At 34.2% G+C, this 11,900-nt stretch carries 17 protein-coding genes; 5 read left to right on the forward strand and 12 right to left on the reverse strand.

The genetic code is table 11. The annotated features are described in order from the left end of the window. Position 1 precedes the first annotated feature (1 nt). The 11 genes from Q0912_RS00770 to Q0912_RS00820 all read right to left on the reverse strand — a co-directional run bounded on the left by Q0912_RS00770 (position 2) and on the right by Q0912_RS00820 (position 8,323). Positions 2 to 406: a hotdog fold thioesterase gene (locus Q0912_RS00770; protein WP_299110934.1), complete on the reverse strand. Its 405-nt coding sequence runs from the start codon at positions 404 to 406 to the stop codon at positions 2 to 4. Further along, complete coding sequence (locus Q0912_RS00775) at positions 406 to 1,560, reverse strand: 3-hydroxyacyl-CoA dehydrogenase NAD-binding domain-containing protein (protein ID WP_299110936.1); 1,155 nt, start codon at positions 1,558 to 1,560, stop codon at positions 406 to 408. Before Q0912_RS00775 ends, Q0912_RS00770 begins: the two co-directional genes overlap by 1 nt. A 9-nt stretch (positions 1,561 to 1,569) precedes the next feature. Then, positions 1,570 to 2,505 (reverse strand): pyridoxal-phosphate dependent enzyme, encoded by a 936-nt coding sequence (locus Q0912_RS00780; RefSeq protein WP_299110938.1) that lies wholly within the window; start codon positions 2,503 to 2,505, stop codon positions 1,570 to 1,572. Further along, positions 2,506 to 3,285 carry an enoyl-CoA hydratase-related protein gene (locus Q0912_RS00785; RefSeq protein ID WP_299110940.1) on the reverse strand — a complete coding sequence of 260 codons (780 nt, stop codon included), beginning with the start codon at positions 3,283 to 3,285 and terminating at the stop codon, positions 2,506 to 2,508. Positions 3,286 to 3,324: 39 nt separating this feature from the next. Continuing rightward, complete coding sequence (locus Q0912_RS00790) at positions 3,325 to 3,705, reverse strand: VOC family protein (protein ID WP_299110943.1); 381 nt, start codon at positions 3,703 to 3,705, stop codon at positions 3,325 to 3,327. An 82-nt stretch (positions 3,706 to 3,787) separates the two neighbouring features. Next, positions 3,788 to 4,288 carry a 1,2-phenylacetyl-CoA epoxidase subunit PaaD gene (gene paaD, locus Q0912_RS00795; RefSeq protein WP_299110946.1) on the reverse strand — a complete coding sequence of 167 codons (501 nt, stop codon included), beginning with the start codon at positions 4,286 to 4,288 and terminating at the stop codon, positions 3,788 to 3,790. 76 nt (positions 4,289 to 4,364) lie between these two features. Then, entirely contained in the window at positions 4,365 to 5,117 is a 753-nt protein-coding gene (gene paaC / locus Q0912_RS00800; RefSeq protein ID WP_299110948.1) for a 1,2-phenylacetyl-CoA epoxidase subunit PaaC, read from the reverse strand. Between the two features lie 37 nt (positions 5,118 to 5,154). Beyond that, positions 5,155 to 5,445, reverse strand: a complete 291-nt coding sequence (paaB, locus tag Q0912_RS00805) for a 1,2-phenylacetyl-CoA epoxidase subunit PaaB (RefSeq protein WP_299110951.1) — start codon at positions 5,443 to 5,445, stop codon at positions 5,155 to 5,157. A 76-nt stretch (positions 5,446 to 5,521) separates the two neighbouring features. After that, entirely contained in the window at positions 5,522 to 6,478 is a 957-nt protein-coding gene (paaA, locus tag Q0912_RS00810) for a 1,2-phenylacetyl-CoA epoxidase subunit PaaA (RefSeq protein ID WP_299110953.1), read from the reverse strand. Positions 6,479 to 6,552: 74 nt separating this feature from the next. Continuing rightward, positions 6,553 to 7,626: an FAD-binding oxidoreductase gene (locus Q0912_RS00815; protein WP_299110955.1), complete on the reverse strand. Its 1,074-nt coding sequence runs from the start codon at positions 7,624 to 7,626 to the stop codon at positions 6,553 to 6,555. Positions 7,627 to 7,753: 127 nt separating this feature from the next. Then, positions 7,754 to 8,323, reverse strand: a complete 570-nt coding sequence (locus tag Q0912_RS00820) for a TetR/AcrR family transcriptional regulator (protein ID WP_299110957.1) — start codon at positions 8,321 to 8,323, stop codon at positions 7,754 to 7,756. Between the two features lie 47 nt (positions 8,324 to 8,370). On the opposite strand from Q0912_RS00820, the gene Q0912_RS00825 reads away from it, so the two are divergent. Beyond that, complete coding sequence (locus Q0912_RS00825) at positions 8,371 to 8,676, forward strand: rhodanese-like domain-containing protein (RefSeq protein WP_299110959.1); 306 nt, start codon at positions 8,371 to 8,373, stop codon at positions 8,674 to 8,676. Here Q0912_RS00825 and Q0912_RS00830 read toward each other — a convergent pair. Beyond that, complete coding sequence (locus Q0912_RS00830) at positions 8,671 to 9,285, reverse strand: DUF4230 domain-containing protein (RefSeq protein WP_299110962.1); 615 nt, start codon at positions 9,283 to 9,285, stop codon at positions 8,671 to 8,673. The two genes, Q0912_RS00825 and Q0912_RS00830, sit on opposite strands and share 6 nt — an antisense overlap. A 213-nt stretch (positions 9,286 to 9,498) precedes the next feature. Between Q0912_RS00830 and Q0912_RS00835 the strand changes: the two genes are divergently transcribed. Genes Q0912_RS00835 through Q0912_RS00850 form a run of 4 tightly spaced genes read left to right on the forward strand, consistent with a single transcriptional unit; the run spans position 9,499 to position 11,879 of the window. Next, entirely contained in the window at positions 9,499 to 10,389 is an 891-nt protein-coding gene (locus tag Q0912_RS00835) for a hypothetical protein (RefSeq protein WP_299110965.1), read from the forward strand. 49 nt (positions 10,390 to 10,438) lie between these two features. Beyond that, entirely contained in the window at positions 10,439 to 11,080 is a 642-nt protein-coding gene (locus Q0912_RS00840; RefSeq protein WP_299110968.1) for an SGNH/GDSL hydrolase family protein, read from the forward strand. Between the two features lie 16 nt (positions 11,081 to 11,096). Further along, on the forward strand, positions 11,097 to 11,441 hold the full coding sequence (locus Q0912_RS00845) for a TfoX/Sxy family protein (RefSeq protein WP_299110971.1): 345 nt from the start codon (positions 11,097 to 11,099) through the stop codon (positions 11,439 to 11,441). A 57-nt stretch (positions 11,442 to 11,498) separates the two neighbouring features. Beyond that, positions 11,499 to 11,879, forward strand: coding sequence for an SRPBCC family protein (locus Q0912_RS00850; protein ID WP_299110973.1), 381 nt, complete (start codon positions 11,499 to 11,501; stop codon positions 11,877 to 11,879). Positions 11,880 to 11,900: the final 21 nt, after the last annotated feature.

The raw sequence follows: 11,900 nt of genomic DNA on the forward strand, positions 1-11,900 counted from the left end.
TTTATTCCCAATCTTTTTGAGTCCTGTAAACCACTCCTTTAAAAAGTGCTACTAATTCGTCTTCTCGTTTAACTTCTATAATATTAAAACCTAGTTTGTTATTTACTTTTTCAATAGTGCAATCTGCAACTAAATAATCACCTTCTTCAAGGGCTTCAATGTGGTTAATACTGGTCTCAATAGACACGGCATATTTACCATGCGTATTTGCCGTAAACCCAAAGGCTGTATCTGCCAAGGTATAGCTAATGCCACCATGTGCTTTACCCATACTATTTAGCATATCACCTCTCACTTTCATACCCACCTTACAACGTCCAACTTCACATTCCAATATTTCAATCCCCATCCAGGTGCTAAATGGGTCTAGTGATAGCATCTTATATGGAATTTTATCGCCTTGCATTAAAAGAATGTTTTATGTTCTCTATTCATTTTACGTAATAGTGGACTACAACGGTATCTATCCTCGTGATATTCATCATACAATCTATCTAATGCAGTCACACATTTATCGATGCCTATCTCGTCGGCCCAAGCCAATAAACCTTTCGGATAATTAACACCTTTGGTCATGGCATTATCAATATCTTCAGCAGATGCTATATTTAAAAACAATGCATCTGCTGCTTCGTTAATTAGCATAACTAAAACACGATTACATATTTTTTCTGCTAAACCTTTATCTTCTATTGGGCTTGGTTTAGTCGCACCTTCAGAATAATCGTAATAGCCTCTACCTGATTTACGCCCTAAATAACCCGCTTCAGAAAATCGCTTTTGTGTAAATGCTGGTTTATATCTTGGGTCAAAATAAAATGCCGTAAACACAGTTTCAGTCACCGTATAATTAACATCGTTGCCAATGAAATCCATTAATTCAAATGGTCCCATTCTGAATCCTCCAATGGTTTTTAAACTCCAATCAATGGTTGCAAAATCTGCAATACCTTCTTCATAGATTCTTAATGCTTCACCATAAAAAGGTCTGGCTACTCTATTGACTATAAAACCAGGTGTGTCTTTTGCTACTGCTACTACTTTTTTCCAATCAGAAATGGTTTCAATTGACTTCTGAAGTACAACCTCAGATGTTTGAATAGCAGGAATCACCTCAACCAATTTCATTAAAGGTGCTGGATTGAAAAAGTGAATCCCAACGCAGCGTTCTGGTTTCTCCAAAGATGCCGCAATGGATGCTATTGATAAACTAGAAGTATTTGAGGCGATAATACAATCATCAGCCACATAGCCTTCCAATTCTGAAAAGACTTTCTTTTTAATATCAAGGTTTTCGACAATCGCTTCAATCGTTAGGTCAGCATCTGATAAATCTTTCAGACTATCAACATAAGAGATATTAGATTGAATCCTCTCTTTTTCATCGGCATCAATTCGACCTTTTTCAATAAGACGACTTAATACTTTTTCTAATGCCGCTTTAGCTTTATCCAAAGCAGCTTGATTAGTGTCGTATAACTTTACTTGACAACCAGCAGTGGCAGCAACTTGCGCTATGCCACTTCCCATGGTTCCAGAACCTATAATTCCTACGTTCATAGTTTTATATTAAAATGGTAGATTTTTGACATCTACATTTCCGCCAGACAAAATAATTCCGACATTCTTATTTTTAAATTCTTCTTTATTCTTCAGTACTGCGGCAAACGGAACAGCACATGAGGGCTCTATTATAATTTTCATGCGTTCCCAAATAAGCTGCATGGCGTTTACAATTTCGGCTTCTTCGACACGGATAATCTTATCGACATGCTTTTGAATAATCGGAAAATTGCGGTCTCCCAAATGTGTTCTTAAGCCATCAGCAACCGTATGAAAACTATCATTCTTTTCTATTTTACCAGAAATTAAAGAACGATATGCATCGTCTGCTTCCATAGGTTCGCCGCCAATCACTGTACAATTATTTGAAAAATGATGCGCCGCCAAAGCCGTACCTGCAATCAATCCACCACCACCAACTGGTGTTAAAATTACATCTAATTCTGGATATTCCTCTAGTAACTCCATAGCGGCTGTACTATTGCCATAAATTACCTCATCTTGATTTGATGGATGTAAAAAAGACGCTCCCTTTTCCTCTTTTATTTTATTTGCTGTGGCTTCCCTTGCTTGAGGTGTCGATTCACATTCTATAATCTCACCTTTATATGTTTTTACACCATTCTTTTTGACTTGTGGTGCATTTTCTGGCATTACGATATATGCTTTTACTTCAAGTTTTTGTGCCGCTAATGATACTGCCTGAGCAAAATTTCCTGAAGAATGTGTTACCACACCTCGTTGCATTTCGTCATATGAAAGCGATAAAATAGCATTGGCCGCTCCTCTCATTTTAAAGGCACCCATTTTTTGAAAGTTCTCACATTTAAATACAACATCTGCACCAACCATTTCATTTATCAAGTTGGAGCTTAATACTGGCGTCTTATGAATAAATGGTTTTATTCTGTTATGGACTTCTATGAGAGTTTGTTTATCCAATTAATTTCCTTTGAAATTCGGTTTACGCTTTTCTATAAATGCCGCAACACCTTCTGCATAATCATTACTGCTCGCTGCTTCAATTTGCAATTTAGATTCTAAAGCCAATTGGTCTTCTAAGGTATTGGTCATGGATTTATTAAACAATTCCTTAATAAAGCCTAATGCTTTTGTCGGCATATTAGCAAGCTTATTGGCTAGTTGATTAATGGTGTCTTCAAAGTCATCTAACGATACAGACTTGTAAATCATTCCCATTTTTTCTGCCTCTTCCGCGGAAATCTTATCACCTAGCATTGCTAAGGCTTGAGCTTTTTGAAAACCAATTAATCTTGGCAAAAAGAAGGTTCCTGCACTATCTGGCACCAAACCAATTAAACTAAACGCTTGAATAAAGCTTACCTTCTCATGAGCAACAACAATATCACATGCTAAAGCTATGTTTGCTCCTGCGCCTGCTGCGACCCCATTTACAGCTCCAATGATTGGCTTCTTTATTGCGCGTAATCTTGTAATGATTGGATTATAGTGTTCTTCTAAAATCTTTTTAAACCCAGGATTTAATTCTGGATCCGTTACTTCTTTTAGATCTTGACCTGCACAAAATGCTTTTCCATTTCCTGTAAGCACAATGGCTCTAACTTCTGGATTTGCTTCGCAGTCGTCTAAAATATTTTGAAGACTTAAAGCCATTTCACGATTAAAGCTATTAAATACTTCTGGCCGATTTAGAGTAATACGCGCTACTTTATTTTCTATTTTTAATTCTATTGAACTCATGCTCTATTGTCTTTTATGAGAGTCTCACCTTCGTGAAAACTAAAGTTTAAAATGTGGATTGTAAATTATTCCTATTATATTTTTCCATGGATCGTAAAGGCTAGCCACCATAATATCATCGCCAACATTATTAGGTGCTTCGTGCTCTGTAGCGCCTAAATTTATTAAATGTTGATAGGCTTCCTGTATATCGTTAACGCCCCAATAAGAAAATACATTTTCCGTTTTTGAATCGATATCTCTTTCTTCGGATTGCAAACCTAATTCGTATCCGCCAATATTAAAACCGACATAAAAAGGCTCATTAAAATAAGGTTCGGTATTAAAAGCTTTCGAATACCATTCTGTGCCTTCTACAATATCGCTTACCATATAAATGGTAGTTCGTAACCCTAACATTAAAGATTTTTTGTCGCTCATACCTTAATTGGACTTAAATTCTTTTTTAATACTATTTTTTCTTGATGAAATCCTGAAATATACTCAGGATGACAACAAGTTGTTATTTCAAACATTTGAAGTAATCAAAAGGTTCCTGGCAATCATCACACTGAAATTGTGCTTTACATGCCGTGGAACCAAACTGACTTACTAGTCTAGTGTTTTGCGAACTGCAATTGGTGCACTTAACCATTCGTTTTCCATTAAGTAACACATCTTTATCTGCTTCCGCGTCTAAGGGTGCTGCTATGCCATAATCTTCTAATGCCTTGCGTCCTCTTGGTGTAATCCAATCGGTTGTCCAAGCTGGATACAAAATCAAATCAATTTCAGACTTATAACCTGCATCTTTTAATGCTTTTTTAATATCGTCACCAATAACATCCATTGCAGGACATCCGCTGTATGTAGGTGTAATTTCAACTTTAACAATATCTCCTTCAATAACCGCAGAACGTACAACACCCATGTCCATAATAGACAAAACTGGAATTTCAGGGTCTGATACTTGTTCTAGTATAGGTATAAGTTTTTTGTCAATATTTTGTTCTGTTGCTGTCATATAATTTAGACCTTTCTACTACGCTCAAGGCAACATTAAGTTTCATTAATGAGTTTCCTGCCTTCACAGGAATTTGTTACCATTCCATATTAGGATAAGCACGTTGCATATATTGTAATTCAGCTAAAATATAACCTAAATGCTCTGTATGAATTCCTTGTTTACCTCCTTTTTGGAAGTATTTAATATCTGGAACCTCTATAGTTGCCTCTTCTAAAACTTCTGAAACATACTTGTAATAATTATCCTTAAGCTGAGTGATATCAACACCAATTCCTTCTTCTACCATTGCTTTATCTGCTTCTGTTTGATGGAATAATTCGTCCGTATACGTCCATAAATCGTCAATTGCGTTTTGCATTTTTTGATGACTTTCTTCAGTACCATCACCTAACCGTTTTACCCAATCTGAAGAAAAACGCTCATGATAACTTACTTCCTTGACACATTTATTAGCAATTGCAGACAATGTTAAATCTGTACTTTTTTGTAATTCTCCCAAAAAAGCTAAATGGTAAGCATCAAATAAAAATTGTCTAGCAATTGTATATGCAAAATTAGTATTTGGTTGCTCAACCAAAAGTACATTCTTATAGTCACGCTCTTTTCTGAGCATTGCTATGTCATCTTCAGAGCGTCCATCTCCTGCAATTTTACCTGCATATTGAAAGTAGCTGCGTACTTGTCCAAACAAATCTAACGAAATATTAGTGCAAGCAATGTCAGTTTCTAAACTCGGCCCATGACCAGTTAATTCACCTAATCTTTGTCCAAGAATAAGGCTATTGTCTGCTATACCGAGAATGTAATTGTATAAATTGTTATTCATAGTTTCTCTTAATGAGATTCCTGCCTTCGCAGGAATGTTACATATGTTTTACTTCGTCTGGCACATCATAAAATGTAGGATGACGATAGACTTTATCTTGAGCAGGCTCAAATAATTCTCCGTTATTTTCAGGGTTTGACGCTGTAATATGCTTAGATTCTACAACCCAAATACTCACACCTTCATTTCGTCTGGTATAGACATCACGTGCATTTTCGAGCGCCATTTCAGCATCGGCTGCGTGAAGACTTCCAAAGTGTCTATGTTCTAATCCGTTTTTACTTCTTACGAAGATTTCCCAAAGGGGCCAGTTTTTAATTTTAGACATAAGATTTTAGATTTTAGATTTTAGAAAAAAGAGCGAATAAAGCTAATATATCTCACATCTCAATTCTAATATCTCTTTAAACTGCTTGTTTTTCTTTTTCCGCCTGTTTCTTATCAGCATAGGCCATAGCTGCATCTCGTACCCATTCGCCACGTTGCCATGCACCGACTCTTGCTTTCATACGCTCTTTATTCATTGGTCCATGACCTTTGACTACCTGCCAAAATTCATCCCAATCAATTTCGCCAAAATCATAACTTTGACGTTCTTCATTCCATTTTAAATCTGAATCTGGTATTGTTAATCCTAATACATCTGCTTGTGGCACTGTTTGATCAATAAATTGTTGGCGTAACTCATCATTTGTTTTACGCTTTAATTTCCATTTCATAGATTGTTCTGTATGCACCGATTTGTCATCAGTTGGCCCTAACATCATTAAACTTGGCCACCACCAACGATTTAAAGCATCTTGAGCCATTTCTTTTTGCTCTGGTGTACCATTACAAAGCTTCAACATAATTTCAAAACCTTGTCTTTGATGGAAACTTTCTTCCTTACAAACACGAATCATTGCTCTTGCATAGGGTCCGTAGGATGTATTACATAATGGCACCTGATTAATAATGGCAGCACCATCGACCAACCAGCCAATTGCTCCCATATCTGCCCATGTTAAAGCCGGGTAATTAAAAATACTAGAATACTTGGCTTTTCCGGTATGCAACTGCTCATATAGTTCATTCCGAGAAACACCAAGCGTTTCGCAAGCGCTGTACAAATACAATCCATGACCAGCCTCATCTTGCACTTTAGCCAGTAAGGCTACTTTGCGCCTTAATGATGGTGCTCTTGTAATCCAATTGCCTTCTGGTAGCATACCAACAATTTCTGAGTGTGCATGCTGAGATATCTGTCTAATATGTGTTTTGCGATACTTCTCTGGCATCCAATCTTTAGGTTCAATTTTCTCGTCGCGTTCAATACGTTCGTTAAATTGTTTTTCTAAGCTTTTAATTTGTTCTTCACTCATTTCTTTTAGCTTTTGGCTATTAGCTCTTCGCTTTTAGCTAGTGAAACTTATTTTTCTTTTTCAATATATTTTCCCTAGACATCAAAGTCTACTACTACTTTTTCTGTTGTTGGTACAGCTTGGCAACTCAACACCAAGTTTTGTGACACTTCTTTTTCGTCTAGTGCGTAGTTAATTTTCATTTCTACAGAACCTTCTTTCACTTCGCATTTACAGGTACTACATACACCACCTTTACAGGCAAAAGGTAAATCTGCTCCAGCACCAAGTGCTGCATCTAATATGTTATCATATTCCTTAGTCATGGTGAATAAAAACTCTTTTCCGCCATCAACAATTGTGACTTCTATACCTTCTACATTTTGCTGCGCTAAACGCTCTGTACGTTTAATATCTTCTTCCGATAATCCAGTTACGAATAGCTCAAAATGTACCAGCTCTTTTGGTAATCCTACATTAATTAGATAATTACTTACATAATTGACCATTTGTTCTGGGCCACATAGAAACACCTCGCTAGTGTCAGGAATATCGATAAATGTTTTGCAGAGCACTTGCATTTTCTCATCATTAAAACGCCCATTAAATAAATCGATATCTCTTCGTTCTTTGGTTAAGAAATAATAGATTTCTAATCTTCCAAAATATTTATTTCTAAGTTGCTCAAGTTCTTCTTTAAAGATAATAGATTTTGCTGTTTTATTAACGTAAAATAACTTACAAGTTGAATTCGGCTCGGAAGCCAAATGCGTTTTTATCATTGAGAGAACAGGTGTAATTCCACTACCTGCCGCAAAAAACAAGTAGTTTTTTGCAGTATTTTCTTTCACCTCAACACCAAATGTCCCACTTGGTGACATTACATCAAGGCAATCTCCAACCTTCAATTCTTTATTAATATAAGTTGAAAATTTACCGCCTGGAATTTGCTTTACTGCAACTTGCCACTTAGCTTCATTTGGACTGGAACATAGTGAATACGAGCGCCGAACATCTTCTCCATTAATATCAGTTTTCAAGGTTAAATGCTGTCCTTGCCTAAAGCTGAATGCCTCTTGCAATTCTATAGGAATATCAAAAGTTACAACGGATGTGTCTTCTGTTTCCTTATAAATATCTTCAACTTTTAAGTTGTGAAATTCTGCCATTTTATGCCTGCGAAAACAGGTGTCTTTTAATTATACTTACAACTTCTAATAATGAGATTCCTGTCTTCACAGGAACTAGACTAACAATTGTTAGTTTGTTCAGCAAAGTTATAAAATAAAATCTAAACTATTTGTTAATTCCTGTTATCAGGATTTTACTCAATGTACTTGACAGTTCTTCGAGGTTAAGGTCTTCTTTCTTAGGTATCCAAATATATAATGACCGTAAAGTGGTTAGTATAGAAAACATCATAACATCTGGTTTAACATTTACTATCTCACCAGATACTATGCCTTCTTTAAGAATATTTCTAAAATCATTTTCATAATCTATACGTAGTTTTTGATAATATTCTAGTTTTTCTTCAAGGTGCATCCAATCATTATTCAAAGATGCCATACCATATATGTTTTGGCTAGATATCCTTACATGTAGTTCAATTATGCTCTTCAATTTATCAATACAATTTTCATCTGAAGTTTGAATCAACTTCATGCCTTCTGTAAACTCTTCTGCTAAAGAAATTATGATAGTTTTGAGAATATCTTGCTTTGAATTTATATGATTATAGAGGCTTGCTGCTTTTATTCCCATAGCTTTTGCAAGGTCTCTCATGGTAACTGCACTATACCCTTTTTCTTTAAAGAGTTTGGCTGCTATTCTTATGATTTCTTGTTTGCGAGTTTCTTGTTTCAAATAACTAAAATCTTATATTATTCGTAAATTTAAGCAAAAAAGAAGCTATGGGATTTTTAGATTTTATTTTTGGTGCCAAAAAGCGTCAGGTTGAAACATACTTACAAAATGATGCTATTATATTAGATGTTAGAACGCAGCGCGAATGGGATGCGGGACATATTGAAAACTCTGTTCATATTCCTTTAGATGAACTAAGGAATAGAGTAAACGAATTAAAAATAGGTGATAAACCAGTTATTGTTTGTTGTGAGAGTGGTGTGCGTTCTGCAAAGGCTGCTAAGTTTTTAAATTTAAATAATATTAATGCCATTAATGGTGGAGGTTGGGTAAGTGTAAAAAATAAGCTATAATTTTAAATTTTGAAGACCTTCTATGGATTCGATAGGTGTTTGATTATATTCTAATGTCCAGCCCAAAGAATTTGTTAAAATAAAAAATTTTGAAAGCTCACTTATTAACCGATTTTGTGCATTAGATTTTAAGTCTGAAGCTTCAACTTTTTTCATCAATGAGGTGTTAATGGTCTTCTTAATTTCATTGTAATCATTAGCTTCAAATTGATTCAAAAAATCGGCTTGGATGTCATAATATTCAAAGTCTGGACTGATTTTTATTTCTTCTTCAGGAATACTTAATATTTGTAAAGTTTTAGTAGCTTCGTTTACTTTATACTCTATTTTACTTAAATCATATCCTATCGTAACATCAGCATTAACAATTACAATAGCTCTTTTTTCAGCTTCTAATAAATCTGCAAAAACTGCTTTAGAATTTTTATAGGTAAATACTTCACTAAAGTGACCCTCAGTTACGACAAGTTTACCTACGTTTTTAATCTGTTCTTGAATTAAAGTTGTGTTTTCTTTTAATACAATTGCTTCTTCCTTTTTATCTCCACAATACTTAAAGGTAAAAAGAACGATTAAAGTAATAATGACACCAAATAGTATTTTTCGCATAAGCTAATTTAAAAAAATACAGCACAATATATAGTTGAGACTAACATTTAAATCCTGTTTTTATGTATTACAACGAAGTGTGAAGCATATTAGCCAAAAAAAATGCAGAGCATCTTAAATTTCTTAGTAAAACGAAGTTGTTGAATAATTTAGCTTCTACCAATACTGTTGTTCCTCAATATTATTTAACAGTATTCTATTAATCCATTTTTAATGCTTAGAAACTTATCCATATTGGTTTTTATGTTTTTGATGTTGATATCTTATGGTCAAAAGTCAACATTATTACAAAACATTAATTTTAGGGCTAAAGAATTAAAGCATAGTCTTAATCAAAGTGGTGACAGTCTAATCTTAGCAAGTAACAAGATCATTTACAGCGTAGAGATTTTTAATCAAGATTTTGAAAAAACTGTAGAAGTAGGTGCCAAGGATATTAGAATTCCATTACACGGAACTCCATTGGGTCGACTTGTTGTGCAAGCTAAAATGCCTGATAAAAGGATAATAATGACCTTGTTAAGGCATGAAACTATTAATGATGTTACTATAAAAAAGCATAAAATAAGATTAAAAGTTATGGATATATCTAATATTAATATTCAACCAAAGTTTAATATTAGACCAAAGGCTATTATAAAAAAACTTGAAGCACCTATAACGTATTTACATCAACAAAAACTCCCAAAGGAGACATTAGTTGAAAATACCGAATATGCATTGCTCGAAGCTGATAATGTCAGTAAAGCTAATAACAGGGCTAGGCCTAGTTTGTCGAGTATGCTTAATTGGAAACCAAAACGTGCTAATAATAGCAACAAAACCTTTTGGATTTCGAATATTATAAACAGTGGAACTACATCAAGGAAAATTATGAAAATGGTAAATCATAATGAGGCTGACAAAATAATTTTGAAGTATAAAGCAGAAAAAAAGACCAAACAAGGAAAACTGAATCAACTCACTATTTGGGAGATTTACGACACTACAAAATTTATGGAGAGGCAGGTTGAAAATCCAGATTATATTTTTTCAAGGACTTCAGATTTTTTTGATGTTACCCCTTATTTCACTTCTAAAAGAAATTTAATAGCACTTAATTAGTTTACTTTGTTATAATCGAAGTAAAAAATTAAATTAGTAGATGCATCAAATGAGTAGTACAAAAAAGATTATTCAAATAATAATCTACTTAATGATTTGCCAAAGTTGTACCTCTTTTAAATCACCAGAGTCAACCAAAAATGCTAAAGAAAGATCAAGCACTATATTATTTATAGGCAATAGTTTAACATACACTAATGATCTTCCAAAACTTGTTAAAGTTATAGCAAAAGAAAAAGGCGTTCGTGTAACTACTACAATGATTGCGCTTCCAAACTATGCTTTAATAGATCATTGGAACGATGGTACTATCCAAAAAGAAATACGTTCTAAGCAGTACGATTTTGTTATTGTTCAACAAGGACCATCTTCCCAGGCATTTGGGAAAGAAATTCTTGTTAATTACGGTAAAAAATACAGCAACTTATGTGAAGAAAATAGTGCGCAATTATGCTATTTTATGGTTTGGCCATCATTGACCTATTATAACACTTTTGATGGAGTTATCAAAAATCATAGAGAAGCCGCTCGTATAAATAATGCTATGCTTTTACCAGTTGGAGAAATCTGGAAAACTCATTTTGACGCTACTGAAAATTTTGACTATTACTCTAATGATGGTTTTCATCCTTCTTTAAAAGGAAGTCGAGTTGCTGCAGAAATAATAGTAGACTATTTATTCAAAAAATAAATTATTACCTTTAACTATGGCTTTCGATGAGCATCTTGCAGATAGGATACGTCAAATTATGCAGGCTAAAAAAGTACCTTTCTATGATAAGAAAATGATGGGTGGTTTAGTTTTTATGGTTAATAATAAAATGTGCTGTGGTATTCATATCGATAAAAAATATGGGGATAGTCTGTTAATGGCAAAAATTGGTGTTGAAGCCTATCAAAAGAACATCCATAAAGAAGAATGTCTACCTATGGATTTTACAGGCCGACCAATGAAGGGTTATATTTTTATCACTCCTCAAGGTTTTGATATGGATACTGATTTGGAGTATTGGGTTACTAAAGCTTTAGAGTATAATAAAATTTCTATCTAATGAAACATAAAGGATTTATAGACATTAATCAATCGTTAGGCAAGGTTACTGAGCTTTTTGCAGACCCAAATAATCTTAAAGAATATCAATGGATTTATAAAAAAAGTCAATGTAAGCGGTGATGAAGGGCAAACAGGAGCCATTGCAAAAATGTATTACAAACATGGTAAAAATGAGATGGAACTCACTGAGACTATTACCAAAAATGAACTACCACATACTTTTGAAGCTCATTACCATCATATACATATGGATAATACTATGAAGTGTAACTTCACTGCACTAAGTGATCAGAAAACCAGATATGAATACGAGTATGAATACACACGTATTAATTGGGTAATGCCGCGACTCATTGCGATATTATTCCCAAGTATGTATAAAAAACCTGCTGAAAAGTGGCTGCGACAGTTTAAAGCTTTTGTAGAAAAGCACTAAAAGCGTATGATTGTATAAATT

Origin of the sequence: uncultured Winogradskyella sp. (genome assembly GCF_947498345.1) — a bacterium.
Taxonomy (GTDB): domain Bacteria; phylum Bacteroidota; class Bacteroidia; order Flavobacteriales; family Flavobacteriaceae; genus Winogradskyella.

Coding starts and splice junctions, on each gene's coding strand:
- paaA (WP_299110953.1), bottom strand. CDS start 6,478: ATGAGTGAAGAACAAATTAAAAGCTTAGAAAAACAATTTAACGAACGT.
- paaD (WP_299110946.1), bottom strand. CDS start 4,288: ATGACAGCAACAGAACAAAATATTGACAAAAAACTTATACCTATACTA.
- Q0912_RS00840 (WP_299110968.1), top strand. CDS start 10,439: ATGAGTAGTACAAAAAAGATTATTCAAATAATAATCTACTTAATGATT.
- paaC (WP_299110948.1), bottom strand. CDS start 5,117: ATGAATAACAATTTATACAATTACATTCTCGGTATAGCAGACAATAGC.
- Q0912_RS00845 (WP_299110971.1), top strand. CDS start 11,097: ATGGCTTTCGATGAGCATCTTGCAGATAGGATACGTCAAATTATGCAG.
- Q0912_RS00830 (WP_299110962.1), bottom strand. CDS start 9,285: ATGCGAAAAATACTATTTGGTGTCATTATTACTTTAATCGTTCTTTTT.
- Q0912_RS00770 (WP_299110934.1), bottom strand. CDS start 406: ATGCAAGGCGATAAAATTCCATATAAGATGCTATCACTAGACCCATTT.
- Q0912_RS00775 (WP_299110936.1), bottom strand. CDS start 1,560: ATGAACGTAGGAATTATAGGTTCTGGAACCATGGGAAGTGGCATAGCG.
- paaB (WP_299110951.1), bottom strand. CDS start 5,445: ATGTCTAAAATTAAAAACTGGCCCCTTTGGGAAATCTTCGTAAGAAGT.
- Q0912_RS00785 (WP_299110940.1), bottom strand. CDS start 3,285: ATGAGTTCAATAGAATTAAAAATAGAAAATAAAGTAGCGCGTATTACT.
- Q0912_RS00790 (WP_299110943.1), bottom strand. CDS start 3,705: ATGAGCGACAAAAAATCTTTAATGTTAGGGTTACGAACTACCATTTAT.
- Q0912_RS00815 (WP_299110955.1), bottom strand. CDS start 7,626: ATGGCAGAATTTCACAACTTAAAAGTTGAAGATATTTATAAGGAAACA.
- Q0912_RS00835 (WP_299110965.1), top strand. CDS start 9,499: ATGCTTAGAAACTTATCCATATTGGTTTTTATGTTTTTGATGTTGATA.
- Q0912_RS00825 (WP_299110959.1), top strand. CDS start 8,371: ATGGGATTTTTAGATTTTATTTTTGGTGCCAAAAAGCGTCAGGTTGAA.